The 25,651-nt window shown below is 69.6% G+C and carries 18 protein-coding genes; 2 read left to right on the top strand and 16 right to left on the bottom strand.

Features of this window, described 5'->3' with window-relative positions; all coding sequences use genetic code 11:
- Positions 1 to 16 precede the first annotated feature (16 nt).
- From R2B67_RS06085 to galE, 7 genes are all read right to left on the bottom strand, one after another.
- On the bottom strand, positions 17 to 760 hold the full coding sequence (locus R2B67_RS06085; RefSeq protein WP_317816787.1) for an Ig-like domain-containing protein: 744 nt from the start codon (positions 758 to 760) through the stop codon (positions 17 to 19).
- On the bottom strand, positions 757 to 1,575 hold the full coding sequence (locus R2B67_RS06090) for a rhamnogalacturonan acetylesterase (protein WP_317816788.1): 819 nt from the start codon (positions 1,573 to 1,575) through the stop codon (positions 757 to 759). The genes R2B67_RS06085 and R2B67_RS06090 overlap by 4 nt, the downstream gene beginning before the upstream one ends.
- The gene (locus R2B67_RS06095; RefSeq protein WP_317816789.1) at positions 1,565 to 6,097 is read right to left on the bottom strand and encodes a bifunctional glycosyltransferase/CDP-glycerol:glycerophosphate glycerophosphotransferase; all 4,533 of its coding nucleotides are present in this window, start codon (positions 6,095 to 6,097) and stop codon (positions 1,565 to 1,567) included. Before R2B67_RS06095 ends, R2B67_RS06090 begins: the two co-directional genes overlap by 11 nt.
- Positions 6,098 to 6,107: 10 nt before the next feature.
- Positions 6,108 to 7,412 (bottom strand): CDP-alcohol phosphatidyltransferase family protein, encoded by a 1,305-nt coding sequence (locus R2B67_RS06100; protein WP_317816790.1) that lies wholly within the window; start codon positions 7,410 to 7,412, stop codon positions 6,108 to 6,110.
- A gap of 182 nt (positions 7,413 to 7,594) precedes the next feature.
- On the bottom strand, positions 7,595 to 9,121 hold the full coding sequence (locus R2B67_RS06105; RefSeq protein WP_317816791.1) for a DUF8189 domain-containing protein: 1,527 nt from the start codon (positions 9,119 to 9,121) through the stop codon (positions 7,595 to 7,597).
- Positions 9,118 to 10,215: a PLL family lectin gene (locus R2B67_RS06110; RefSeq protein ID WP_317816792.1), complete on the bottom strand. Its 1,098-nt coding sequence runs from the start codon at positions 10,213 to 10,215 to the stop codon at positions 9,118 to 9,120. The genes R2B67_RS06105 and R2B67_RS06110 overlap by 4 nt, the downstream gene beginning before the upstream one ends.
- Before the next feature lie 140 nt (positions 10,216 to 10,355).
- Entirely contained in the window at positions 10,356 to 11,366 is a 1,011-nt protein-coding gene (gene galE / locus R2B67_RS06115; RefSeq protein WP_317816793.1) for a UDP-glucose 4-epimerase GalE, read from the bottom strand.
- A 178-nt stretch (positions 11,367 to 11,544) separates the two neighbouring features.
- On the opposite strand from galE, the gene R2B67_RS06120 reads away from it, so the two are divergent.
- Together R2B67_RS06120 and R2B67_RS06125 are read left to right on the top strand one after the other, a co-directional pair.
- Entirely contained in the window at positions 11,545 to 12,624 is a 1,080-nt protein-coding gene (locus R2B67_RS06120) for an LCP family protein (protein WP_317816794.1), read from the top strand.
- A 39-nt stretch (positions 12,625 to 12,663) separates the two neighbouring features.
- The gene (locus R2B67_RS06125; protein ID WP_317816795.1) at positions 12,664 to 13,071 is read left to right on the top strand and encodes an NTP pyrophosphohydrolase; all 408 of its coding nucleotides are present in this window, start codon (positions 12,664 to 12,666) and stop codon (positions 13,069 to 13,071) included.
- 170 nt (positions 13,072 to 13,241) lie between these two features.
- Here the strand turns inward: R2B67_RS06125 and R2B67_RS06130 are convergent, their stop codons facing one another.
- From R2B67_RS06130 to ngcE, 9 genes are all read right to left on the bottom strand, one after another.
- Positions 13,242 to 14,744: an amino acid permease gene (locus R2B67_RS06130; protein WP_317816796.1), complete on the bottom strand. Its 1,503-nt coding sequence runs from the start codon at positions 14,742 to 14,744 to the stop codon at positions 13,242 to 13,244.
- 215 nt (positions 14,745 to 14,959) lie between these two features.
- Entirely contained in the window at positions 14,960 to 16,873 is a 1,914-nt protein-coding gene (gene dxs / locus R2B67_RS06135) for a 1-deoxy-D-xylulose-5-phosphate synthase (RefSeq protein ID WP_317816797.1), read from the bottom strand.
- Between the two features lie 163 nt (positions 16,874 to 17,036).
- Positions 17,037 to 18,350, bottom strand: coding sequence for a sugar ABC transporter permease (locus tag R2B67_RS06140; protein WP_030572396.1), 1,314 nt, complete (start codon positions 18,348 to 18,350; stop codon positions 17,037 to 17,039).
- Complete coding sequence (locus R2B67_RS06145) at positions 18,347 to 19,135, bottom strand: ATP-binding cassette domain-containing protein (RefSeq protein WP_031127054.1); 789 nt, start codon at positions 19,133 to 19,135, stop codon at positions 18,347 to 18,349. Before R2B67_RS06145 ends, R2B67_RS06140 begins: the two co-directional genes overlap by 4 nt.
- 283 nt (positions 19,136 to 19,418) lie before the next feature.
- On the bottom strand, positions 19,419 to 20,531 hold the full coding sequence (locus tag R2B67_RS06150; RefSeq protein WP_026241919.1) for a sugar ABC transporter substrate-binding protein: 1,113 nt from the start codon (positions 20,529 to 20,531) through the stop codon (positions 19,419 to 19,421).
- 120 nt (positions 20,532 to 20,651) lie between these two features.
- A complete protein-coding gene (locus R2B67_RS06155) occupies positions 20,652 to 21,851 on the bottom strand; it encodes an ROK family transcriptional regulator (RefSeq protein ID WP_018514490.1) in 1,200 nt (399 codons plus the stop codon).
- A 172-nt stretch (positions 21,852 to 22,023) separates the two neighbouring features.
- Positions 22,024 to 22,974 (bottom strand): carbohydrate ABC transporter permease, encoded by a 951-nt coding sequence (locus tag R2B67_RS06160; protein ID WP_018514489.1) that lies wholly within the window; start codon positions 22,972 to 22,974, stop codon positions 22,024 to 22,026.
- Complete coding sequence (locus R2B67_RS06165) at positions 22,974 to 23,894, bottom strand: carbohydrate ABC transporter permease (protein ID WP_317816798.1); 921 nt, start codon at positions 23,892 to 23,894, stop codon at positions 22,974 to 22,976. The genes R2B67_RS06160 and R2B67_RS06165 overlap by 1 nt, the downstream gene beginning before the upstream one ends.
- 49 nt (positions 23,895 to 23,943) lie before the next feature.
- Positions 23,944 to 25,389, bottom strand: a complete 1,446-nt coding sequence (gene ngcE / locus R2B67_RS06170; protein ID WP_030572407.1) for an N-acetylglucosamine/diacetylchitobiose ABC transporter substrate-binding protein — start codon at positions 25,387 to 25,389, stop codon at positions 23,944 to 23,946.
- Positions 25,390 to 25,651 lie beyond the last annotated feature (262 nt).

A 25,651-nucleotide genomic window follows, 5' to 3' on the forward strand; every position in this document is an offset into this window, starting at 1 on the left:
CTGCGTTCGTACGGTGTCAGCGTCCCGCTGCGGAGGGACGCAGCACTCCCGGTGCGGCGCCCAGGTCACCGACATGGACCGTCACCCGTCCTCGCACGGGGACGCCGGTGCCCGGGTCGAGGACGTAGTCGAACCAGTCGTACCCCAGGTGGCCGTGGAACGGGTCGTAGATCACCGATCCGTCCGGCTCGACCGCGGTGACCCCGTGCCGGGCCGGGCCGACGCCGATGAGCCGTACGCCCTCCCCCAGCCCGTCGGCGAGGCCCTTGAGGACCCCGCGGTGGCCCGGCAGCAGCAGCATGCTGCGGCCCTGCGGGGGCAGGGCCGCGATCCGGAAGCCGCGGTCCTTGAGGGAGGAGGTCGTTGAGGTGAGGCCTGTACCGCCGCCGGCGATGATGCCCGCGCGCAGGACGGGGACCAGGAAGGCGTCGGGCGGCACATAGGCGTTCACCCGGAGGGTGAACCTGGCGATCCGCTCCACGCCGGGTGTGGTCGACGTGGCGTAGCGGTCGCCGGTGGGCAGCAGCTTGAGACCGGCCAGGTTCTCGATGGTGGCGACCCGGGTGAACGAGTCCGCCATCAGGTAGCCGTAGAAGCGGGCGCCGTCGCCCTCCGGGGTGAGGATCCACTCGCAGGCGATCTGCTCACCGGGCCGCACCGGCAGCCCGGGGTCGCGGTCGCAGCGCAGCTCCGAACGGCAGACGATCGAGGGGTTGTCCTGCTGGACGCTGTGCAGGCGCGCCAGGGTGAAGGTGCTCATGAGGGTTCCGCCTCCCAGCCCGTGCCCAGGGTGCGTGCCCGGGTCAGCTCGTGGTGGGTCGCGTCGTCGAGCCAGGTCACCGCGTCCGGCGGGAAGTGCGCGCGGTCGAGGTCGACGGCCCACTGCGCGGGCACGACCTGCTCCGCCACCAGCGAGTAGGCGACGAAGCGGGCGCAGGCGAGGGCACCGTCCGGCGTCATATGGACCGGGTCGCGCAGCCCTTCGGGGTAGTTCGGGTGTTCGCCCGGCTCCAGGTTGACGAAGAAGGGCCGTACGCCTTCGGGCCCGAGCTCCGCCCACCACTGGTGGCTCCGGTTGTACAGGTCGACGTAGGGGACGCTGCATTCGGCCGCCACGTCGGCCATCGCCATCGGGTACTCCGTGATGCTCCTCGGCAGGTTGCCGTGGGCGTCGTGGGTGTCGCGTTCCGGCGGGCTGACGAGGACCGGGTGGGCGTTGCGCTCGCGGGCCCCGTCGATGAACGCCCGCAGGTGCACGGGGAAGTCGCCGTAGGCCTCGGTGTGGAGCCACTCGTCCGGTTTGGCGTCGTTGATCCCGAAGCAGATGAGCAGGTAGTCGCCCGGGGCGATGTTCGCCAGGATCCAGTCGAGCCGGCCCCGCTCGTGGAAGGTCCGCGCGCTCGCCCCGGCCCGGGCACAGTTCACGACCTCGATCTCCGGCGTGAGGAAGAAGTGCAGCACCTGCCCCCAGCCGGTCATGGGGGCCTTGCTGACTTCGCGCGTCACGGTGGACGAACCGCCGGCCAGGAAGATCCTGGGCGGCCGCGGCGGCTGGTGGAACCCCTCAGACAGCACGCTCCCAGCCGCCCTTCTCCTGGATGTGCGGAGCGCCGTGGAAGCCGGCGTCGGCGAGCGGCGCCATCTCGGGGGCCGGCAGCAGTTCCGCCACCGGGCCGGCCGGGCCGAGGGCGATGGCGCTCGCATCGCCGAGGGCGTCGATCTCCTCGTACACCCGCGCGCAGTTCCCGCCGCCCCGGTGCGCGAAGAAGTACTCGGCGCGCTCCCGGTAGGGACTCTGGACCGTGAACTTCCGGGCCATGGCCGCGATGATCTCGTCGACGGCGGTGTCGACGGTGCGGCAGACCGGGCCGAAGCCGTCCTCCGACAGGTTGAAGTAGCCCCGCTTGTAGTGCCGTCCGTAGAAGTCCTCCTCGTCGAAGGGGACATGGACCAGCGGGATTCCCATGTAGGCCACGTCGAAGAAGACCGAGGAGTAGTCCGTGACCATGAGGGAGCACTCCTTCATGGCCTGTTGGACATTGCGGGTCTTCGGGTCGGCGACCTGGATGGCGGGCGAGTCCAGGCGGAAGTGGTGCAGGTGCGGCCGGATCTCGTAGTGGGGGAAGAACTCCAGGTCGACGCCGAAGTGTTCCAGCGCCTCGGCAAGCCTCCGGTCGGAGAGCAGCGACCGGTAGAACCGGAAGTACTCGGACTGGGTGAAGGCCGTCTTGGCCGGTCCGGCCGCCTTCTTGTAGGAGGCCGTCACGATCCACTGCCGCCAGGTCGGCATGAGCAGGATCCGCGGCCGCTCCGTCGCCTCCCGGCGCAGGGCGTCGAAGCGGGGCAGGCCCGCCAGCACCGCGCGGTCGCCGAACCCGGCCTCCAGTGCGAGGTATTCGCGTTCCTGGCGGCCGGCGGCGACGATCAGGTCGTAGCTGGTGATCCGCTGATCGATCCCGGACGTGACGTCGTTGTAGCTGATGCCGTGCGTCAGGAAGACCCGCTGGTACTTGACCAGCTCGCCGAAGCGGTGCAGGAAGAGCACCTTCCGGTAGCCGTCGGGCACCAGATAGGACTCGGAGTCGTACGAGCCGATCAGTTTGGTCGCGTGCAGCAGGTACATCCGGTGCTTGAAGGAATTGAGCTTGAGCACCCTGCCGAACCCGGCGACCTTGGCGTGGTCGGGGGACTTCCCGTCGATGACGTAATACGCCTTGCGGCGCTTGCGGTTGGTCCGTATCCACTTGAAGAAGTGGTACGAGTTGTCCTGGGCGGTGTCCGACCGCTCACCGATGAGCCAGATCTCCCGGGAGTTGAGGAACGGGTAGGTCAGCCAGTAGGCGAGCCGCATCCGCCAGCCCGGGTTGCGGGTCTTGAGGATGCGGATCTCGCGGGCGGTGCGCCACAGCGCGTGCTTGGCCCGGGCCCGGAGCTTCCGGTCGACGAGCCGCAGGTGAAGCGCCTCCTGGGCGCCGATGGTGAGCATGTAGGGGTGCCGGCCGATCCGCCCGGGGCCCTTGAGACGGTGGAGCGGCAGCCGCGCCTTCATGATGACGTTGCGGTGGCGCACCCCGTCCACCCGGTGGACGCGGAGCCGGAAGTCCCCGACCCCGAAGCCGCCGCGGACCAGGTCCGCGAGAGGGATCTCGGCGTACCAGCCGGCGTACAGGTCACGGTTGTTGCGGGTGTTCCACAGGTCGCGGCGGGCCACCTGCCGCAACGGGACGCTGATCTTGGCCTTCGCCGTCTGGTGGACGAACTCCAGCCGGTTGTCCAGGGGGCCGCTGATGTCCATGCCGGGGAAGGCCATGCAGCCCTCCACCACCAGCACGTCGCCTCGGGTACGGACCGACTCGACCACGACGTTGGGGTCGTTGACCCGGGCGGTCCGGGTGTTCCCGGCACCGCCGTCGAAGTCGCGGTGGAACCCGTCGTCGTCGATCTCCAGCCGCAGGGGCGCCTCGGCGAGGGCGGGCGCCGGATCGCAGAAGAGCTCCAGGTTGCCGCTCTTGGCCGCGTAGTGGTCGAGCTGCTGGGCCGGGTTGGTCGCGTACTCCAGGATGATGTCGTCGGGTATCTCCGCGTAGTGGCGGTGGAGGTCCGGGAACATCTCCTCCAGCTGCCTGCGGCCCATGACGCTGCGGGCGTTGCAGAGGAAGCCCTTGTAGGTACGCGTCACATAGCGCTGGAACATCCGCCGGACGTCGGCCGGCTCGGTGACGGTGTAGTTCAGCAGGAAGTGGTTGAGCCGCAGGTGGTCCCGGTAGTTCGCCGGTTTGCTCCAGAGGGAGTCCATGATGGACGACCCGTCCGGGCGGCCCCGGTAGTAGTAGACCGGGCGGTCGACGATGCTGATCGCCTCGGCCCGCAGCATGCTCGGCAGGGTGACCCAGGCGTCCTCGAAGTGGACTCCCTCGCCGAAGCGCACCCCCAGGCGGCGCAGCAGGCTGGTGCTGAACACCTTGTTGCAGGCGGAGCCGCTGAAGATCAGGTCCGGCACCGAGGCCAGGTCGTCGATCCGGCGGTCGCCGCTGCCGAAGTACTGCTTCCAGGGGCCGTAGGGGCGGTCCGGGAAGTTCACCAGATCCCCGACGACCACCTCGGAGCCGTCCCGCCAGGCGGCTTGGAGCATCAGGGAGAGGGCCTGCTCGCCGAGGATGTCGTCGGAGTCGAGGAAGGTGACGTAGGGGGCGGTGACGAGGTCGAGGCCGTTGTTACGGGCGTTGCCGAGCCCGCCGTTCTCCTGGTGGACCACGGTCACGTTGGCGTAGTGGAGCGCGAAGTCGTCCAGGATCTGCGGCGTCTCGTCGGTCGCGCCGTCGTCGACCAGGATGACCTGGGTGGCGGCGAAGCCCTCCTGGGCCGCGATGGAGGAGAGGCAGTCGTCGAGGTACTGGGCGACGTTGTAGCAGGGGACGACGACCGCCATCTCGAAGGGGTGGTCCTGAGTGGCGAACGGGCGGTGGAGCCGGCCGCGCCACCACATCCACGGTGCGTCGGGGTCGTTCTGGGCGGACTCGAAGGTGCGGTGGCCGGCGGTCGCGCCGCGCAGGGCCAGGTTGCCGCTGACGGTGCGGTAGCCCTCGAACTCCTCGTCGTCCGAGGTGAAGCGGAGCCCGCCGAGTTCGGCGTCGCGCACGTTGAGGGGGGAGCGCGACCGCGCCCGGTTCCACTCGACGACGAGGGAGACGTTCCAGACGGTGCTGTCCGCGTACGTGTCACCGATGAGGGCCGCGAGGTCCGCCGCCCCGCCGAAGGAGACGAAGCGGTCGTCGATCTCGACGCCCGGGACGGGGGCCGTGATGTCCTTCTTGGTGTGCCGGTTGCGCACGGCCAGGGTGAGCTTGAGGTCGTCACCGGCCTTGATGCGCCCGAACCGGTTGACCAGCCGGCCCTGGAACCGGAACTTCGACGGCGCGTCCAGCGACCAGGTGTCGAGCTGGGCGAAGAGCGGCTCACGGGCGAGCTTGTCCTGTGTCAGCCCGAGCTCGGTGACGTCGAGCATGCGCCGGGCGTCCGGCAGGTGCAGGTGGTCGCCCGACCAGTAGACGCGGCCCTCGTCCTCCAGGAGGAAGGACGACAGCACGCTCTTGCGCTGGGCGTAGTCCAGCGTCGTCAGCGCCGCCTCGATCTCCTGGTACATGACGAGGTACGCCCGCACGCGGTCGACCGGGTCGCACAGCTCGAAGGCCTCGTCGCTGACCGTGCGGAGATAGCTGCTCGCGATCTCGGCGAAGCCCTGCTGGAACTCCGGGTCGCCCTCGGAGAGCGCCCGCATGTAGAGCCGGAGGTCGTGCGCGAGGAACTTGGAGTCCTTGCGCACCTTGAGCTGCCACAGCCCCCGGTCCAGGAGGAAGGCGTCGGTGGCGCGGTGCACGGCGACCCGGTCCGTGATGCTGCGCAGCTCACCGGTGCGGCCGGTGATGGATGCGCCGTCGGGCTCCCACATCCACCGGTAGACGGGGTCGGTGACGATGGTGATGCCGTCGGCCAGGCAGCCCGCGACGGTGGAGAAGTAGGTGTCCTCGTAGAAGACCCCCTCGGGGAACCACACGCCCGATCCGCGCAGGAAGTCCACCCGGTAGAGCTTCGCCGCCGCGATGGGGTCGGTCAGCATCAGCGGGAACTCGGCCAGGCCCGGCACCGTACGCGCCATCGCGTACACCTCCGGCGCCCATCCCTCGGTGTCGCCGGTGGCCCGGTTGACCCGGACCGCCCGGCCGGCGGTGATGTCGCTGCCGCTCTCCAGCGCCCCGGCGAGCAGCAGTTCGCAGGCGCGCGGCGGCAGTTCGTCATCCGCGTCCAGGAACGTCACGTACCGGCCGGCCGCCTGCGCGATGCCCAGGTTGCGGGGTGCGCCGACACCGCCGCTGTTGGTGGGCCTGCGCAGCACGCGGACGCGGTGGTTGTCGCCCGCGAAGCTCTTCACGACGTCGAGGGTGCCGTCGGTGGAGGCGTCGTCCACGACGATCACCTCGACCAGTTCGTACGTCTGGTTGACGGCGGACTGGAGGGCCTTGCCGATCGTCGTGGCCGCGTTGTAGGCGGGGATGACGACGGTGACCCAGACGTCGGGGGTGTCCTGTTCGTAGCTCATCGAGGCTCCCTCACTCGCCCGGGCGACCGTGCTGCTGCGGCTGGTGGGTGTGGGGGGCTGCGTACAGGGGCCGGATCTGTGTCCGGGTGGCGGCCCCGTCGTCGTAGGGACGCTCGTAGGTCTGCGGGAAGTCCTGCGCGTACGGCGGCGGCCATTCGTCGCGGACCGGCGGCTCGTAGGGGTCCGTGTAGGGCTGGTCCGTGTAGGGCTGGTCCGTGTAGGGCTGGTCCGTGTAGGGCTGGTCCGTGTAGGGCTGGGGGTACGGGTGGAAGCCCGGGTCGTCCTCCGGCTGCGGGTTCAGCAACTCGGCGTCGGCCAGGATCTGTTCCGGCACTCCGCGGCGGTGCCGGCCGCGGTGGAGGTGGGGGGATATGGTCCCGGACGTGCTCGGGGCGTTCGCGTTCAGCTCGGCCATGACCTCGGTGAAGTCGCGGGTGGAGAGCCAGAACTTGTACATGATGATGAGCTCGAACAGGCCCATCAGCACGGCCGAGACCAGGACCGTCATCAGGATGTGGCCGATCAGCGGCCCCACGATGAAGATGAACATCTGGAACTCGATACCGCTGATGAGGTGCGGCCTGATCCGGCTGCGCAGCAGGGCCTGGCGCACCCTGCGGTACCAGGGGAACCGGTGGCGGAACTGGGCGTGCAGGTCGACGACCTGACCGGCGCCCGCCTGCTTGAGCAGTTCGGCCTCGGCCTCGGGGTGGTCGCGCAGGAGGTCCTCCATGAACTGGACCTTCGGCGCCTCCTCCTCGCCCCGGGAGGCCTGGGCGGCAAGCTCCGCCTCGCGCTGCTCCTGGGTGACCTTCTCGATCTTCGCCCGCATCGACATGCGCATCTTGTAGATCTGGAGGGCGTCGACATAGCGGAGCATGTCGAGGAAGACCACCGCCAGGGCGGCGAGGAGAAACCTTTCGTCCTCGGTGCGGAGGTACTGGCCGCCCATCAGGGCCAGGGCGCAGAACAGCACCCGGATACGGTCGAAGACGTAGTCGAGCCAGCCGCCGAAGACCGTGCCGTTGCCCTTGAGCCGGGCGAGCTTTCCGTCGATGCAGTCGAGGATGAAGCTCAGGTGGTAGAGCGCCGCCCCGATGACGAGGGACTGCGTGTCCCCCTTGAGGAAGAACCCGGCCGAGCCGAGGCCGATGAAGAGCGCCGCCCACGTGACCCGGTTGGGGGTGATGAAGCCGAACCGCGCCATGACGATGAGCATGCGGGTCGCGACCGGGTCGACCAGGGCCACCGTCCACCAGGCGTCACGTTTCTTGCAGGTGAGCTTCTGGACAGCACGCAGGGAGAGTTTGGCCATGACCCCTCAGTCACGAGAACGACAGCGAACCCCCCGGGCCTCGCACGGGGGGCCTCCATGTTCACGTAACCCCCGTGGGTTCTTCACATGAGAGACACTTGGACTTTATCAAAACCTGAACTGCAAACCGCCAGGTTTGTCATCGATGAGATGTCAGGGCGATCAACAATGACGAGCCGTCGTCACACTGCGTTCCACGCGCCGAAGTGGAAGGCCCCGGTCGGTGACAGACGGTTCGCCACCGACAGCCGGCCCTTCGCGCCGACGGTTGCCAACGTCACTCCCCCGGTGCGGTCGCGGACCATCGCGGGCAGCAGGGGTGAGGGGGCGCCGAGGTCGTCCCACCAGACCCCCGCCTCGGGCCGCCCCTGGGCATGGGCGCCCACCACACACGCGCCGTCGGGCCCGGAGCGTACGAGAGCGGAGTAGGTCCAGCCCTCCGACTCGACGCCCGGCACTCCGGTGACCGGTCCCGCCCCGTCCGCGCCGCCGAGCGGCAGCACGGACGCGGTCTCCGGCTGCCAGACGCAGGGCTCGTTGGTGCGCAGGTCCCGGAAGAGGAGCGTGCCGGGCTCGGGGCCGGCCGCCAGCGATCCCGGCGCCGGGGAGACGGCGATGCTCCGGTCCTCGGTCCAGGGCGCGCCGGCCCCGGGCCGGAACCACCGCACCACGGCGGCGGAGTCCCGGGCGCGGGCGAAGACCTCGACGTCCCCCCGGGCGGTGACGACGGTCACGATCTCGTCCGCGATCCGGACCCCGCTCAGGTGCTGCCACGGCGTCCAGTCACCGTCCGCCCCCTGCATGCGGTAGCTGACGCTGTGTCCGAAGTTCCGGGCGAAGACGAGGAGCGCGCCGGACGCGTCGAAGGCCGCCGCCGGGAACCCGCCCTCGCGGCTCTTGTGCCCGTCCCCGGGGTTGGGGCTGCCGAGGGAGTGCCACGGGGTGAGGGGGCCGCCGGTGCGGTACTGCGCGGCCCGGACGACGGACACGTCCTCGCCGCCGTCCCTACGCCGCGTCCTGCGGAGCGCGAAGAGGTGCACGAATCCGTACGGGTCACGGCAGACGGTCAGGGCGGGCATCAGCCGGGGCCCGGGGAGGGTCTCGGGCCCCCGCCAGTCGCGGCCGCCCGGTTCGGTCTGGGTCCAGCGCAGCACTCCGCCCGCCGAGGGCAGGAAGGCGGTGAGCCTTCCGTCGAAGCCCTCGGCCAGCCAGTTCACCGTCGGCGGGTAGCGCAGCGGAGCGGTGATGTCGCCCCGCTCGTCCGCACCGGCCCTGCGGCATTCGACGAAGACCGGCTCCCCCGTGGCGAGTTGGTGGTCACGGGCGGCCGCGAGCGCGTCGAGGGCCGTGGTGGCGTGGCCGGGTGGTACGTCGTACGCGGGCACGCCGGTGCTCTCGTCGTACGCCGACCGGACCGGGTCGGGGTCCTGTACGAGCAGCCGCTGCGGGCGGAGCTCGCGGAACTCCTTGAGCAGGCTCTCCCGGCCACGCCCCTGCGGCCCGCCGAGCGTGCGCGGGGCGTGGGCCACCCGGCAGCCGCGCCCCTCGGCTTCGGCGAGGGCCCGGTCCAGGGCGGCCCGGCCCTCCTTGCCGTCCTCCTCGGAGCAGATCACGCCGATGGCGACGGCACGCTGCCCGGCGACGAACGGCACCGCGTCCCGGTGCTTCGCGACGACGACCGTCACCCTCGGGAGGGCGGCGGTACTCATATCCGCCTCCAGTCGCTGAGGGTCAGGCCCTGGCCGTCCTCCTGGCGGGCGACCGCCGGCCGGCCCTCGGTGTCCAGGGCCGCCACCACCACGCGCCCGTGGCCGTCCCGAGCGAGCGACGGATCCCCCTGGCAGCGCATCGCGGTGTCGGTCCACCACACACCGGACTGCTCGCCCTCGGTCGCGCACACCCCGAGGGTGACGGTCCCGGCGATGCCCCGGACGGCCAGCACCGTGCAGTCGACGCCGTCCAGTTCGGTCCGCAGAGCGGCGATACGGCCGTCCGCCGGGGCCCCGCCCAGCGGCACGGGCCACGAACCGGGACGCAGGGCGACCACGCCCCCGCCGGCCGCGTCGGTCAGGTAGTACGTGATCCGGCCGGCCGCGGTCTCCAGCGGGGCCACCGAACCCGGCACCGGAACCACCTGTGCCTCGTCCCCCCGCTCCATGGGCCTTCCGGGCGTCAGCTGGCGCAGGTGCAGGGCCGACACCCGGGTGGGGACGAGAACCTGCACCAGGGCGTCCGAGGTCGCCGCCGGGGCCGGACCGTCCGTCGCCCCGGCCGCGTCGAGCACGGACCAGGGGACCCAGGCCCCCTTCCGGTTCTCACGGCGCAGCGCCACACCGCCGGGACCGGTCGGCACACAGACGTAGAGAGCTCCGTCGGACCGGACGACCCCTGTCGGCGCCCCCACCTCCGCGGCCTTCTCGATCTCCTTGAAGGGGTTCCCGAGCGAGTGCCACGGGGTCATGGGCCGGCCCGTCTGGTACTGGGTGGCGTACATGACGTCGACGTGGGACAGGCCGTCGGCCCTCGGGCGGGTCCGGAGCCCCAGGAAGTGCACGTAGCGGTCCTGTCCGTGCACCACGTCGAGGTGGGTGATCCCCTTGGCGGAGAGGGATTCCGGCCCCTGCCACCGGGAGCCGCCCGCCGTGGTCTGCGTCCACCGCAGGATCGTGTCCTCGGCATGGACGTAGGCCGTCAGCCTGCCGTCGTATCCGGTGACCAGCCACGGGCCGCCCAGGGGGCGGGTGGAGGCGGTCGGGGCGGAACCGTTCCGTGGTGCGGCGAGGCGCGGGGAGGCGCTTGGCATGCTGGTGGTCACCCTCCGGGGCTGGTGGCCCTCGCCGGGCGAGGGGGGCAGGTCGGTCGTGGGGGCAGGGCAGGGCAGGGTCGGTCAGGCGGTGGCGGCAGGGCAGGGTCCGGCAGGCGGTGGCGGCAGGGCAGGGCCCGTCAGGTGGTGGGGGACTCGGCGGACGTCCGGCGCGCGGCCGGGTGGAGCCCGCACCAGCCTTCCCAGGCCGAAGCCACCATCGCGCGGACGTCGTGGCGGGCCGACCAGCCCAGCTCCCGCGCGATGCGGTCGGCCGAGGCGACGACCCGGGCCGGGTCGCCGGGCCTGCGGGGGGCGGAGACCGGCTCGGCGGCGGGGCCGTACCCGGTCACCTCGCCGATCAGGTCGATCATCTCGCGTACCGAAACGCCTTCACCGCGGCCGATGTTGACCGTCAGATCCGTTCCGGGGCCACGGCCGAGGAGAGCCTTGGCCGCCGCCAGATGGGCCGAGGCGATGTCCTCGACGTGGATGAAGTCGCGCTCGCAGGTGCCGTCCGCGGTGTCGTAGTCGTCGCCGAAGACCACCGGCGCGGCGCCCTCGGTGAGCTTCTCGAAGACCATGGGCACGAGGTTGAAGACGCCGGGGTCGACGAGGTGGGGGGCCGCCGCGCCCGCCACGTTGAAGTAGCGCATCGAGGCGGTCGCCATGCCGTGGGCCCGCCCCGCCGCCCGCACCATCCACTCACCGGCCAGCTTGGTCTCGCCGTACGGGTTGACCGGGGCGCACGGCGTGTCCTCCGTGACCCGCTTCACGTCCGGCATGCCGTACACGGCGGCCGACGAGGAGAACAGGAACGCGCGCACCCCGCTGTCCGCCGCCGCCTCCAGCAGCGTCCCGAGCCCCTGGACGTTCTCCCGGTAGTAGTGGAGGGGCCGCTCCATGGACTCCGCGACCTGCTTCTTCGCCGCGAGGTGCACGACTCCGCGCACCGAAAGATCGCTCATCGCGCGCCGCAGGCAGGCGGCGTCGAGCGTCGCCCCGTGCACGAAGGGGACGCCGTCGGGGACGCGCGCACGGTCTCCGGTGGAGAGATCGTCGTAGACGGCGACGGGTTCACCGGCCGCCATCATGGCGCGCACGACGTGGGCCCCGATGTAGCCTGCACCGCCCGTTATCAACCAAGTCATGAGCGAATAATAGTTCGACGCGCCCACGGCCCCTTATCCACGTCGGCCCATCCGTGCCAGGGCTCATCTGTTCTATAGTGCTCGGTCTGTCGAACATTCACGGACCGGTCACACCCCCCACCCGAGTCCCCCGCACTCCCCTGCTCCCTGGGCGAAGAGATATGAGGACTCGAGCACGATGAGCCATGACGAGACGGCACCCGGCCCCCGCGCCTCCCGACGCGCGGCGAAACCGCGCAAGCGCCGCCGCGGCCTGAAGATCACCCTCGGTGTCCTGCTCGTCCTGCTGCTCGCCGGCGGGGGCACCGTCTACTGGCTCTACAGCCAGCTCGACGGCAACATCAAGGGCGTCGACATCAACAAGGCGCTCGGTGAGGACCGTCCGGAGAAGCTCCCCACCAGCGGGCAGAACCTGCTGGTCCTGGGCTCGGACTCGCGGGCCGGAGCGGAGAACAAGGAGCTGGGCGGCGGCGGGAGCGTGAGCGGCGCCCGCTCCGACACCGCGCTGGTGGTCCACATACCCGAGGGCCGGGCGAAGGCCGTCGCCGTCTCCATACCGCGCGACACCCTGGTGACCCGGCCCGAGTGCGTCAAGGACGGCGGCTCGACGGTGCCCGCCAAGGACCGCGTCATGTTCAACTCCGTCTACTCCCAGGTCGGTCCGGCCTGTGTGGTGAAGACGGTGGAGAAGATGTCCGGCGTCCGCATCGACCACTACCTGGAGATCAACTTCGCCGGGTTCAAGGATCTGGTCGACGCCATCGGCGGGGTCACCGTCGACGTGCCGCAGGACATCGACGACAAGGCGAGCGGGCTGAACCTCACCGCGGGCCCGCAGAAGCTGGACGGCACCGAGTCCCTCGCCTACGTACGGACCCGGCACGGCATCGGCGACGGCAGCGACCTCGGCCGTATCGGGCTCCAGCAGCAGTTCCTGATCGCCCTGCTGAGCGAGGTCAAGTCGCAGGACCTGCTGGGCAGCCCGACGAACTCGTACAAGATCGCCAAGTCGGCCACCAAGTCGCTCACCACCGACTCGGGGCTCGCCTCGCTCACCTCGCTGGCGGAGTTCGGCCGCTCGATGAACGGGGTCGACCCGGCATCGATGGAGACGATCATGCTGCCGGTGGCGTACGACAAGATCGACCCGAACCGTGTGGTCGCCGCCGAGCCGCAGGCCGGTCAGCTGTGGAAGGCGATCCGCGAGGACACCTCGATCCCCGAGGAAGCGAAGAAGTCCCCCGCCACCGGCGGCTGACGGTCCATCGCGGCCCGCTCGCCGTGGCACCCTGCCGGGATGAGCGAGGACACGGCGGTACTGGTGATCGTGGACGGAGCCAACGTGGTCGGGTCCGTGCCCGACGGCTGGTGGCGCGACCGGCGCGGGGCGGCGGAGCGGCTGCGGGACTCCCTGGTCCCGTACGCGACGGCCGGGCTGCCGGGACTGCCCGGCCCGGCCGAGATCGTGCTCGTGGTCGAGGGAGCCGCCCGGGGTGTCGCGTCCGTGGCCGGGGTCCGGGTCGAATCGGCCCCCGGCAGCGGTGACGATCTGATCGCCGGGCTGGCGGCGGCCGCCGGCCCGGACCGCGAGTGCGTCGTCGTCACCGCCGACCGCGGGCTGCGGCAGCGGGTCGAGGCGTACGGGGCCCGGTGCGTCGGGCCCCGTACGGTACGGCCGGCTTCGGACCACGAGCGCCCGTCCTAGGGCCTGTCGTCCAACTGCCGTCGTCGCCCGGAGGGCGGCCGGGCGGCGTCTGGTGCGTGCGATCGCAAGGCGCCGGAATGGTCTTGTAGCGGAGCTACCAGGGCATTTCGGCAACGCCGCGAGCGTGCGTGCCAGGCGTCGCCCGGCAGGCGGCAGTTTGACGACAGGCCCTAGGGGGCGTCCGGCCTTGATCCGCCGGACAGCCCCTGGCGCTCCTCCTTGGCCATTCGGCTGTGGGTGCGCCCGTAGACGAAGTAGATGATCACGCCGAGCACCATCCAGGCGCCGAAACGCACCCAGGTCTCCACCGGAAGATTGAGCATCAGCCAGACCGACGCCGCCACGGAGACGATCGGGAGTAGCGGGACCAGCGGGGTGCGGAAGGCGCGGGGCAGGTCCGGGCGGGTGCGGCGCAGGACCAGCACACCGAGGGCGACGACGACGAACGCGAAGAGCGTGCCGATGTTCACCAGCGTCGCGAGCTCCTCGATGCTGGTGAATCCGGCGATGATCGCGATCAGCACACCGAGCAGGATCGTCGGACGGTACGGGGTGTGGAAGCGCGGGTGGGTCTTGGAGAAGAAGCGCGGGAGCAGACCGTCGCGGCTCATCGCGAAGAAGACCCGGGTCTGGCCGAGCAGCAGGATCATGCAGACCGTGGTGAGACCGACCGCCGCGCCGAAGCTGATCAGGCCGGCGTAGAACGGGTGCCCGGAGGCCTTGAAGGCATCGGCGAGCGGGGCGCTGACGGACAGGTCCTTGTAGTTCTGCATGCCGGTGACCACGATCGACACCGCCACGTAGAGGACCGTGCAGATGATGAGCGAGCCGAGGATGCCGCGCGGCATGTCGCGCTGGGGCAGTTTGGTCTCCTCGGCGGCGGTGGCGACCACGTCGAAGCCGATGAACGCGAAGAACACGATGGAGGCGGCCGTGAAGATGCCCATCACACCGAAGTTGGTCGGTTCGTAGCCGAACATCAGCTGCACCAGCGGGGCGTCCCAGCCGCCGCCCGACTCCTGCCCCTCGGCCGGCGGGATGAACGGCTTGTAGTTCTCGGCCTTGATGAAGAAGAGGCCGGCGATGATCACCATGAGGACCACGCCGACCTTGATCGCCACCACGACCGAGGTGACCCGGGCGGAGAGCTTCATGCCGACCACCAGGATGACGGTCAGCACCAGCACCAGGGCGAAGGCCAGGATGTCGAAGCCGAATCCTTCCGCCACGTCCGTCCCCGAGAGCACGTCGGGCAGGGCCCAGCCGGCGTTGTCCATCAGGGACCGGATGTAGCCGGACCAGCCGACGGCGACCACCGCGGTGCCGAGCGCGAACTCCAGCACCAGGTCCCAGCCGATGATCCAGGCCACCAGCTCACCGAGTGAGGCGTAGGAGAAGGTGTACGCGGATCCGGCCACCGGGACGGTGGAGGCGAACTCCGCGTAGCAGAGCGCGGCGAGACCGCAGACGACGCCCGCGACGACGAAGGCGATCGCGGTGGCGGGGCCCGCCGTCTCCTTGGCCACCTGGCCGGTGAGGACGAAGATGCCGGTGCCGATGATGACGCCGACGCCGAAAACCGTCAGGTCGAGGGCGGAGAGGGACTTCTTGAGCCCGTGTTCCGGCTCCTCGGTGTCGCGGATCGACTGTTCGACGGATTTGGTGCGGAACATGCCCTTTTTTCCGCGGGGTGGTGTGACCTGCGCGCTCACCTGCGTACCTCCACGCACTCGTTGTGAACGCCATGATGCGGACCGAAAAGCGCAGGAACACGCCAGATGGCCCGTTTCATGCGAATGGGCCGGGAGAACCACCCGGACAGGGGTCGTCTTCCCGGCCCATCGGCCCGAAAACAGGTCGGTACAGCTCAGTACCGGTCGGTCGCAGGTCAGTCGCGGGCGGGCTCCACCGCGCGGCTCTCGAAGCGGCCGTCCAGCTTGGCGACCAGACCGGTGACCTGGCGGGCGATGTCCGGGGCGGTCAGTCCGATCTCGGCCATGACCTCGCCGCGGGAGGCGTGGTCGAGGAAGACCGGCGGGATGCCGAAGTCGCGCAGCGGTACGTCGACGCCGGCGTCACGCAGGGCCTGGGCGACGGCGGAGCCGACGCCTCCGGCGCGGCTGTTGTCCTCGACGGTGACGACGACGCGGTGGCGCTCGGCGAGCGGGGCGAGCGCCTCGTCCACCGGTTTGACCCAGCGCGGGTCGACGACGGTGGAGGAGATGCCCTGGGCGTCCAGCAGGTCGGCGATCTCCAGGCACATCGGGGCGAGCGCGCCGACGGAGACGACCAGGACGTCGGGGCGGGCCGCCTTCGGCTCGCGCAGGATGTCCATGCCGCCGGCCCGGCCGACGGCCTTGACCGCCGGGCCGACCGCGCCCTTGGAGAAGCGGACCACGGTGGGCGCGTCGTCCACGGCGACGGCCTCGCGCAGCTGGGCGCGGACCTGGTCGGCGTCGCGCGGGGCGGCGATCCGGAGCGTGGGCACGCACTGGAGGATCGACATGTCCCACATGCCGTTGTGCGAGGCGCCGTCCGTGCCGGTGATGCCGGCCCGGTCCAGGACGAAGGTGACGCCGCACTTGTGCAGGGCGACGTCCATCAGGACCTGGTCGAAGGCGCGGTTGAGGAAGGTCGCGTAGACCGCGAAGACCGGGTGGAGGCCGCCGGTGGCGAGGCCCGCCGCGGAGACCGCGCCGTGCTGCTCGGCGATGCCGACGTCGTAGATCCGGTCCGGGAAGGCCTCCTCGAACTTGCCGAGGCCGACGGGCTGGAGCATGGCCGCCGTGATCGCGACGATGTCCTCGCGCTCGTGGCCGAGCTTGACCATCTCCTCGCCGAAGACGGAGGTCCAGTCGAGGCCGGAGGTGGAGATCGGCAGACCGGTGTCCGGGTGGATCTTGCCGACGGCGTGGAAGCGGTCGGCCTCGTCCTGGAGGGCCGGGGTGTAGCCGCGGCCCTTCTGGGTGATGCAGTGCACGATGACCGGGCCGCCGAAGCGCTTGGCGCGCTGGAGCGCGGACTCCAGGGCCTCGATGTCGTGGCCGTCGATGGGGCCGACGTACTTCAGACCGAGGTCCTCGAACATGCCCTGGGGGGCGATGAAGTCCTTGAGGCCCTTCTTGGCGCCGTGCAGCGTCTCGTAGAGCGGGCGGCCGACGACGGGCGTGCGCTCCAGGATGTCCTTGCCGCGGGCCAGGAACCGCTCGTAACCGTCGGTGGTACGGAGAGTGGCGAGGTGGTTGGCCAGGCCGCCGATCGTCGGAGCGTACGAGCGCTCGTTGTCGTTGACGACGATGACGAGGGGGCGGTCCTTGGCGGCGGCGATGTTGTTCAGCGCCTCCCAGGCCATACCGCCGGTGAGCGCGCCGTCACCGATGACCGCGACGACGTGGTCGTCCTTCTTCAGGACCTCGTTCGCCTTGGCCAGGCCGTCGGCCCAGCCGAGGACCCCGGAGGCGTGGCTGTTCTCGATGATGTCGTGCTCGGACTCGGCCTGCGAGGGATAGCCGGAGAGGCCGCCCTTCATCTTGAGGCGGGAGAAGTCCTGGCGGCCGGTGAGCAGCTTGTGGACGTAGGCCTGGTGGCCGGTGTCCCACAGCACCTTGTCCTGGGGCGACTCGAATACCCGGTGCAGGGCGATGGTGAGCTCGACGACGCCCAGGTTGGGGCCGAGGTGTCCGCCGGTCTTGGACACCGCGTCCACGAGGAAGGTGCGGATCTCGTCCGCGAGCTCCTCCAGCTCACCGAGGCTGAGCCGGTCCAGGTCGCGCGGTCCCTTGATGCGGGTCAGCAGATCCACCCGTGCCTCCTTGCGTTTGAGCTGATCGAGCGTGCCGATCCGATGAGTCTAATGTTCCGCCACCGGACGCGGGCAGCGGGCGGCCCTGTTCGTAGCCGTACCCGGACATGCGCAGGTGCCCGGCCCCCCCTCGGGGCGCCGGGCACCTGCGCGGATCCGCGGGTCAGGCGCGGCCTGCGGTCTTCTGGGTCTTACGGGTGACGGAGTCGATGACGACCGTGGCGAGCAGCACGGCGCCGGTGACCATGTACTGGATCGGCGTGGCGATGCCCTCCAGCGACAGTCCGTACTGGATGGAGACGATGACCATGACACCGAGCAGCGCGTTCCAGGTGCGGCCACGGCCGCCGAAGAGGCTGGTGCCGCCGATCACGGCCGCCGCGATGACGTTCATCAGCAGGTCGCCGGTGCCGGAGCCCTGGTTGGCCGCCGCGATCTTGGAGGCCCAGAACAGGCCGCCGATCGCCGCGAAGGTGCCCGCGATGGAGAAGACGGAGATCCGGATCGCGGTGACGTTGATACCGGCGCGCCGGGAGGCCTCGACGCTGCCGCCGAGCGCGAAGATCTTCCGCCCGTAGGCCGTACGGCGCAGCAGGAAGTCCGTGCCGACCAGGACGATCAGGAAGAGGACCAGGGCGAGCGGCAGGCCGCGGTACTGGTTGAACATGTACGCGGCGGCGAACGCGAACACCGCGAGGACGCCGGTGCGCACCGCGATGTCGGCGATCGGCCGGGACGGGATGCCCGCGGCCTCGCGGCGGCGGGTGTCCAGGAAGGCGGCGGCGAAGTAGCCGATGACCGCGATCGCGGCCAGCCCGTAGGCGGCGGCGACGTCGGAGAAGTAGTACGTGGTCAGCTTGCCGACCACCCCGTCGCCGTCCAGGTTGATGGTGCCGGAGTCGCCGAGCAGCTGGAGCATGAAGCCGAGCCAGAACAGCAGGCCGGCCAGGGTGACGGCGAAGGCGGGTGCGCCGATCCGGGCGAAGAAGAAGCCGTGGATCGCGCCCATCACGGCGCCGCTGACGATGGCGACGAGGATCGCCAGCCACTCGTTCATGCCCTGGGTGACGCTGAGCACCGCGACCAGGGCGCCGGAGACGCCGGAGACGGAGCCGACGGAGAGGTCGATCTCACCGAGCAGCAGGACGAAGATGATGCCGACGGCCATCATGCCGGTGGCGACCATCGTGGTGGCGATGTCGCTGATGTTCTTCGCGGAGAGGAACTCGGAGTTCATGCTCTGGAAGACGATGGCGATGATCGCCAGGCCGACGACGACCGGGATGGAGCCCAGGTCACCACCGCTGATCTTGCGCTTGAACTCGGTGATGTAGCCGCCGAAGCCCTGCTCACGGATGAGCAGGCGGGGGTCGACGACCGTGGCGGCACCCTCGGCCGCGTCCGGGTTGCCGACCGGCGGCGCGTCCGCCGGGGCGGAGGTCTTGTCCAGCGAGGTCGCGGACTTGTCGGTGGTCACTTGGAAACCTCCGCGTTGCGCGCCGCACGTCGGGTCACGGCGTTGTCCGTGGCGCCCGTGATGGCGGAGATGATCTCTTCCTGCGAGGTGGTCTTCACATCGAAGACCCCGTTGTTCCGGCCCAGCCGGAGCACGGCCACCTTGTCGGCGACGGCCTTCACATCGGCCATGTTGTGGCTGATGAGGATGACCGCGTGGCCGCGCTCGCGCAGCCGCTCGACGAGGTCGAGGACCTGGGCGGTCTGCTCGACGCCGAGGGCGGCGGTCGGCTCGTCGAGGATGACGAGCTTGGGCTCACCGAGCATCGACCGGGCGATAGCCACCGTCTGGCGCTGGCCGCCGGAGAGCGAGGCGATCGGGATGCGGACGCTCGGGATGCGGATGGAGAGCGTGGACAGCAGCTCGCGGGAGCGGCGCTCCATCTCCACCTCGTCCAGGATGCCGAACTTGCGCAGCTCCCGGCCCAGGTAGAGGTTGCCGACGACATCGATGTTGTCGCACAGCGCGAGGTCCTGATAGACGGTCGCGACGCCGAGGTTCTGGGCGTCGTGCGGCTTGTCGATCTGGACGGCCTTGCCCTCCCACTCGATGACTCCCTCATCGATGGGGTGCACTCCGGCGATCGTCTTGACCAGCGTTGATTTACCGGCGCCGTTGTCGCCCACCAGGGCGACCACCTCACCGGCGTGGACCTCAAGCTCTACATCGGTGAGTACCTGGACGGCACCGAATCGCTTGGAGACCCCTCGCAACGCCAACACGGGCGTAGCGGTCACGTGAACCATCTCCTTCGCCGCCTGACCGGCGGGGGATGCCGCGCCCGGGGGAAGGCGCGGCGGTCGAGCAGAAGAAAAGAAAAAGGGGGAAGCGTTCCGTCCGGCGCCCCGCCCGGTAGCGGGACGGTTGGTGGGCGGGACACCGGACAGGCTTCGTGGCGCGCGCGGGCCGGCTGTGCGGCGGCGCGTGCGCGGCGGGGGTGCCGTGGCACCTTCGCGTGGACGCGTCGGGCGGTACGGCGGGGCCTGGCGGGACCGGCCGCGCGGGCGGCCGGTCCGAGGGCCCTGGGGGCTACTTCAGGCCGATCTTGTCGCAGGAGGCCTTGTACTTGCCGGAGCAGATCTCGTCCAGCGTCCAGATGCCGTCCTTGATGACGGTGTCCTTGATGTTGTCCTGGGTCAGCGAGATGACCGGGACGAGGACCGTCGGGATGCCCTTGGTGGTGGCGCTGTCGACCTTCGAGGTGGCGATGGAGTCGAGCTTCTCGCCCTTGGCGAGGGCGACGGCCATCTCCGCGGCGACGATGCCCTCGGCCGGGTAGGACTTGTAGACGCTCATGAACTGCTCACCGGTGACGATGCGCTGCACGCCCGCCAGCTCGGCGTCCTGGCCGGTGACCGGGGGGAGCTTCGGCAGACCGGCGGCCTTGAGGGCGGTGATGATGCCGCCCGCCATGCCGTCGTTGGCGGAGTAGACGCCGTCGATCTTGTCCTTGCCGAGCGCGGTGATCGCCGCTTCCATGTTGGCGTTGGCGTTCTCCGGCTTCCACTCCTTGGTGTCGTACTCCTTGCCGTACTTCACCTTGCCGTCGAGGACGGACTTGGCGCCCTTCTTGAAGAGCGCGGCGTTCGGGTCGGTGATCGCGCCGTTCATCATCACGATCGTGCCGCCGTCGGCCTTGTCGCCCAGGGCCTCCAGCAGGGCCTTGCCCTGGGCCCGGCCGACCTCTTCGTTGTCGAAGGAGGTGTAGGCGTCGATGGGGCCCTCGGCGAGGCGGTCGAAGGCGACGACGGGGATGCCCGCGTCCTTGGCCTTCTTGACGCTGTTGGCGATCGCCTTGGAGTCGACCGAGCCCACGATGAGGGCGTCGACCTTGTTGGTGATCATGGTGTCGACCTGCTGCGACTGCGTGTTCGCATCCTGCTTGGCGTTGGCGTAGATGACCTTCGCCTTGCCATCGGTGAGCTCGCCGATCTTCTTCTCGATGATCGGGCGGTCGAACTTCTCGTAACGGGCCGTCTGGTTCTCGGGGAGGAGCAGACCTATCTTCAGGTCGTTGCCCTTCTTCTCCGAGCCCTGTTCGGCCTTGTCGCCGGACTCCTTGGCGCTCCCGCAAGCGGCCAGCGAGATCGCCATCGTGGTGGCGGCAACGGCAACGGCGGCACGACGCATACGCGTGTTCATTCTCGAACCTCCCTGACGAGGCCGCGACGTTGCGGCCGAGGTGGCTGGAAGTCAACTCGGCCGCAGAGCCAGCGTCAAGGAGTAAATCCTTAACGAGATGACAACGGTGCCATTCGTTATCTAAGTGAAGGCAGGAGTCGCTGCGGGGAGGGTGCTCTCCAAAAGGGTTGAATCCCCCATCTCGCTCAGCACGAGGGCCAGGGCGCCCAGCACCTCGGCACGGCCGCCCAGGGCCCCGGGAAGCACGGAGAGCTGCCGGGCGGCGCTGGGGATCGCGTAACGCGACACGGAGTCCCGTATGGGCCCCAGGACGAGCTCCCCGGCCTCCGCCAGCGAGCCGCCGAGCACGACCCGGCTGGGGTTGAGCAGGTTGCACAGGTTGGCGACACCGCTGCCTATGTGGCGGCCGACGTCACCGATCACCCGGCGGCACCCCGGATCGCCCTCACGGGCCAGCTGGACCACCCGTTCCATGGTGAGCCCGGGACCGTGGCTGGGCTGGAGCAGCGGCAGGACGTAGCGCGCGGCGGTGAAGGTCTCCAGGCAGCCGCGGTTGCCGCAGCGGCAGACCGGGCCAGACTCGTCGAGCGTGATGTGCCCGATCTCGCCGGCCGTGCCGCCGGGGCCCCGGTAGATGGTCCCGTCGATCACCAGACCGGCGCCGACACCGCTGGCGACCTTGATGTACGCGAGGTCCTTGACGCCCCTGCCGCTGCCCCAGACCAGCTCACCCAGGGCTCCGAGGTTGGCGTCGTTGTCGACGTACACCGGGACGCCGAGGCGGCCGGAGAGCTCCTCGCTCGGGTTGATGCCCGTCCAGCCCGGCAGGATCGAGGTGGAGCCCAGCGTTCCGGACTCCACGTCGATGGGTCCGGGCACACCGAGGCCGACGCCGATGATCTTGTCCGGGCCGATGCCGGTCGCCTCGATCAGCCGGTTGACCAGCACTTCGGCCCGGTCGAAGCCCTCGGCGGAGGACGCGTCGACGTCCAGCGGCTCGGACTCCTCGGCCAGCACCTGGTGGGCCAGGTTGCCGACGGCGACCCGCAGGTGCGTGTGGCCGAAGTCGACCCCGATGACGATGCCCGCGTCCCCGCTGAGGGAGACGCTGCGGGCCCTGCGGCCGCCCGCCGAGGTGGGCGTCACCTCGACCGTTCCGCCGTCCTTCAGCTCCCGGACGATATTGGAGACCGTGGCTGCGGAGAGCCCGGTGCTCCGGGCGATCTCCGCCTGGGTGAGCGACCCCGCCATCCGTACGGCGCGTACGACCCGCTCCAGATTGGCCCTGTGCAGCGATGTCTGCGACCCGGGAGTCTCCATCGACTCATCCACTCCTGCCCTTGGCGGGCGGTCCAGAGGACCGCCCCGGCCGGGGCAGCAGCGATGACACCCCGGCTTCCTCCAACATGTGAACTCTAAGCTGACCGTTCGGGGGTACCTTCCGTCAAGACCTGAGCACCGGTCCGTTGTGGACACGTGACCTTCGCGTGGCCTACTTCAGCGCGCCCGCCGTCAGACCGGAGACGACCTGGCGCTGGAAGATGATGTACGCCGCCAGCACCGGGAGCATCGCGATCACCAGGCCGGCGAAGAGGCCGGAGTAGTCGCCCTTGTACCCCTGGCTGGAGGCGAGCTCCACCAGGCCCTGGGCGAGCACCCTCTTCTCCGGGTCGGTGTTGAGCACCGTCGGCAGCATGTACTGGTTCCACTGCCCCAGGAAGTTGAAGATGCCGACGCTGATCAGGCCGGGCTTGGCCATCGGCAGCATCACCTGGAAGAACGTCCGGGTGTGCGAGGCCCCGTCGATGATCGACGCCTCCGCGACCGAGGTCGGCAGCGTCCGGAAGAACGAGGTCAGGAAGAACACGGTGAACGGCAGCGAGTACGCGATGTACACGAGGATCAGGCCGTGGATCGTGTTCAGCAGCCCCATGTTGTCCATGACGTAGAACAGCGGGACCAGCGCCAGCATGATCGGGAAGCTCATGCCTCCGACGAACAAGAAGTAGATGAAGCGGTTGCCCGGGAACTCGAAGCGCGCGAGCACATAGGCGGCCATCGAGCCGAGGACCAGGGTGCCGACGAGCGACCCGCCCACCACCAGGATGGTGTTCAGGAAGTACTCGCTCATATGGGCCTGGCTCCAGGCCCGGCCCCAGGCGTCGAAGTTCAGCGAGCTCGGCAGCGACCAGGGGGTGTTGAAGATGTCCGAGTCGGTCTTGAACGAGGACATCACCGCCCAGAACAGCGGCAGGACGACCATGACCGCCCACAGGATGAGCATCCCGTGCGAGAAGACGTTGAGGACCTGGCCCTCGCTCTTCTTCGCGGGGGCGGAGGAGCCCGTGGGGGCCGTACCGGTGCGCTGGGCGGGCACCTTGGCCGCGTCGGTGCCGGAGGAGGGCCCGGAGGCGCCGGAGGCAGGGGTGTCAGTGGTCTTCATCAGAACTCCAGCCGCTCGCGCCGGCCCACCCGCATGACGATGGCGGCGAACGCCAGGGTCACGAGGAGCAGGGCGACACCGATCGTGGTCGCGTAGGCCGCCTGTCCGTCACGGAACGCCGACTGGTAGACGTACAGCGGCAGGACGGTGGTCGAGTAGTCGGGTCCGCCGGGGCCGACGCTCATGATGTGGACGATGGCGAAGCCCTCGGCGCCGAGCGCCAGGATGCCCATGTAGACCCAGCCGGACTGGACCGTGTCCCACAGCAGGGGCAGCGTGATCCGGAAGAAGGTCGTGAAGCGGCTCGCCCCGTCCAGCAGGGCGGCCTCGTAGAAGTCCTTGGGGATGGAGGCCATGCCCGCGGAGAACAGCACCACGAAGAAGCCGGTGGTGCACCAGACGAGGACCCCCATGATGACCCACAGGGCCAGGTCCGGGTCGCCCAGCCAGTCGGGGACGTCGTCGAAGCCCACGGCCTTGAGCGTGCCGTTGATCATGCCCTGGGCCGGGTCGAAGGCGAACTGGAACAGGATGGCCACGATCGCGATCGAGAGCACCTGCGGGAAGAAGTAGGCGATCTTGTAGAAGCCCGAGCCCCGGACGCCCGCGATGGCGGCGCCCTTGCGGCGCCGGCCACCCACATTGAGCATGAAGGCGAAGAAGAGCGCGAGGCCCAGCGTCACCAGCGGCAGCAGAACCGCCAGCAGCACACTGTGCTGCAGCGATTTCCAGAAGATGTCGTCGTCGAGCATCTTGGCGTAGTTGTCGAACCCGACCATCTTGAAGTCGGGGCTCAGCCCCGTCCAGTCCGTGAACGAGTAGTAGATGGACTGGATGAAGGGCCAGATGACGAGGATGACGTACAACGCCATCGGGACCACCAAGAACCCGACTATGAACCGGTATTTACCGTGTTGCATCGTTACCGACTCCGACCTTCCCCGAGCTGCCGCCGCTGGTGACGCGTGATCACGCGTGCTTGAAGTGCTTGATGGACTGGTCCTTGGCGGTCGCGTCGGCGAAGGCCTGGATCTTCTTGATGGTCTCGGCCGGGGTGGCGCGGCCGGCCATCATCTCGCCGAGCGCGGCGACGCCGATCTGCTCCTTCTGGAGCTTCACGTACCAGTCCTGCAGGCGCGGGTTGACCACATTGGTGCCCGCCTTCTCCAGGGCCGCGACACCGGACTTCAGGCCGTCGGAGAGCTCGATGCCGTCGGTGCCGCCGTTGAAGGCGGAGAGCGACTTGGTGTTGGTGGTGAAGGACTTGGAGGAGGCCTCGCTGAGCATGATGCGCAGCTGCTCCATGCCGCCCGCCGGGTTCTTCGCCTTGGACGGGACGATGAACGGCTCGCCGCCGGACGCCCAGATGGTGCCGAAGGGCAGCTTGTCCGAGGAGTCGAGGCTGGAGGGGGCGCCCACGGACAGCTTGAAGTCCTTGGGGATGATCGCCGCTTCCTCGTTCTCGACCCAGGAGCCGTTCGGGATGAACAGCGCCTTGCCGCGGGCCCAGGCGCCCTGCGAGCCGCGGTGGTCCAGGCCCGGGGTGCCCTTGAGGATGTAGCCCTTGGCGTAGAGCTCGTAGTACGCCTCGAAGGCGGCCTTGACCGCGGGGTGCTCCCAGGCCTTCGGCTCCAGGTTGTCGATGGCGTTCAGGACCTCGACGCCGCCGATCTTCCCGATGAACGGGTAGAGCGAGAACGGGATGTAGTAAGGGTGCTTGCCGGGGTAGGTCCAGCCGGCGATGCCCTTCTTCTTCGCCTTCGCACAGAGGGCGAGCATGTCGTCCCAGGTCTCCGGGTACGTGGCGTCGAGCTTGTCCAGCGCGGTCTGCGAGTACCAGACGCCGTAGACCGTGTACGCGTAGTACATGATCCAGACCGGGTCGCCGTCGAACTGGCCCATCTCGACGATGCCCGGCCGCAGGGTGTCGCGGACCGTCTTGGCGGGGTCGTCGATGGAGGGGGCGTCGAGCAGCGGGGTGAGGTCGGTGAGCTGCTTCTTGCCGACCAGGACGCCCATGTCCATCTGCTGGGCGCCGGAGTTGTCGATCAGGTCCGGCGGGGTGCCGCCGTTGAAGCGCGGCTGGAGGACCGACTGGATCTTCTGCGTCGCCGAGAACTTGATCTGCGCCTCGGGGTAGGTCTTCTTGTAGACGTCCCGGGCGTCCTCGGCGTACTTGGTGCCGAACCCGCCGTCGAAGATGACGATCTCCAGCGGGGCGCTGCCGTTGACGGCCAGCGGGTTCTTGTCGGTCTTCTCGCCCTTTTCGACCTTGTCGTCGGTGCCGCTGTCGCCGCTCGCGCAGGCGGACAGGAAGCTCATCGTCGGAACAGCGATCAGGCCGAGTGCGGCAGAACGCTTGATCAGATCGCGACGGCCAAGGCCCTCATTGTTCTGAGCGGAGGTGGATCCCATGCTCAAGTCCTCGCCTTCTCCAGGACTCAGGCGGTGTACCGGTCACCCGTCGAAAATTCGCCTCAGGCGAAGGGCCCCGCCACCGCGGTCGGTTGCGCTCGGGTCGTGCGGATATGCAGGTGTACCGGAGAAAAAGAACCGGCGGAGTGGGGGTGGTCGGAGAACCGTACCGCCAGGGAGTCCATGACTCCCCCGCGACCGTCCCCTTGTTCCCCGTGTGCGCACCCGTCGGAAACGGCTGTGCAGATGGCGACAGGTATAG

This window comes from Streptomyces cyaneofuscatus (genome assembly GCF_033109485.1).
Taxonomy (GTDB): Bacteria; Actinomycetota; Actinomycetes; order Streptomycetales; family Streptomycetaceae; genus Streptomyces; species Streptomyces cyaneofuscatus.

Bases quoted from the DNA above. Each gene is read 5' to 3' on its own strand.
- R2B67_RS06085 (WP_317816787.1), bottom strand. From the start codon at position 760: ATGAGCACCTTCACCCTGGCGCGCCTGCACAGCGTCCAGCAGGACAAC.
- R2B67_RS06095 (WP_317816789.1), bottom strand. From the start codon at position 6,097: ATGAGCTACGAACAGGACACCCCCGACGTCTGGGTCACCGTCGTCATC.
- R2B67_RS06100 (WP_317816790.1), bottom strand. From the start codon at position 7,412: ATGGCCAAACTCTCCCTGCGTGCTGTCCAGAAGCTCACCTGCAAGAAA.
- R2B67_RS06105 (WP_317816791.1), bottom strand. From the start codon at position 9,121: ATGAGTACCGCCGCCCTCCCGAGGGTGACGGTCGTCGTCGCGAAGCAC.
- R2B67_RS06110 (WP_317816792.1), bottom strand. From the start codon at position 10,215: ATGCCAAGCGCCTCCCCGCGCCTCGCCGCACCACGGAACGGTTCCGCC.
- galE (WP_317816793.1), bottom strand. From the start codon at position 11,366: ATGACTTGGTTGATAACGGGCGGTGCAGGCTACATCGGGGCCCACGTC.
- R2B67_RS06120 (WP_317816794.1), top strand. From the start codon at position 11,545: ATGAGCCATGACGAGACGGCACCCGGCCCCCGCGCCTCCCGACGCGCG.
- R2B67_RS06125 (WP_317816795.1), top strand. From the start codon at position 12,664: ATGAGCGAGGACACGGCGGTACTGGTGATCGTGGACGGAGCCAACGTG.
- R2B67_RS06130 (WP_317816796.1), bottom strand. From the start codon at position 14,744: ATGTTCCGCACCAAATCCGTCGAACAGTCGATCCGCGACACCGAGGAG.
- R2B67_RS06145 (WP_031127054.1), bottom strand. From the start codon at position 19,135: ATGGTTCACGTGACCGCTACGCCCGTGTTGGCGTTGCGAGGGGTCTCC.
- R2B67_RS06150 (WP_026241919.1), bottom strand. From the start codon at position 20,531: ATGAACACGCGTATGCGTCGTGCCGCCGTTGCCGTTGCCGCCACCACG.
- R2B67_RS06155 (WP_018514490.1), bottom strand. From the start codon at position 21,851: ATGGAGACTCCCGGGTCGCAGACATCGCTGCACAGGGCCAATCTGGAG.
- R2B67_RS06160 (WP_018514489.1), bottom strand. From the start codon at position 22,974: ATGAAGACCACTGACACCCCTGCCTCCGGCGCCTCCGGGCCCTCCTCC.
- R2B67_RS06165 (WP_317816798.1), bottom strand. From the start codon at position 23,894: ATGCAACACGGTAAATACCGGTTCATAGTCGGGTTCTTGGTGGTCCCG.
- ngcE (WP_030572407.1), bottom strand. From the start codon at position 25,389: ATGGGATCCACCTCCGCTCAGAACAATGAGGGCCTTGGCCGTCGCGAT.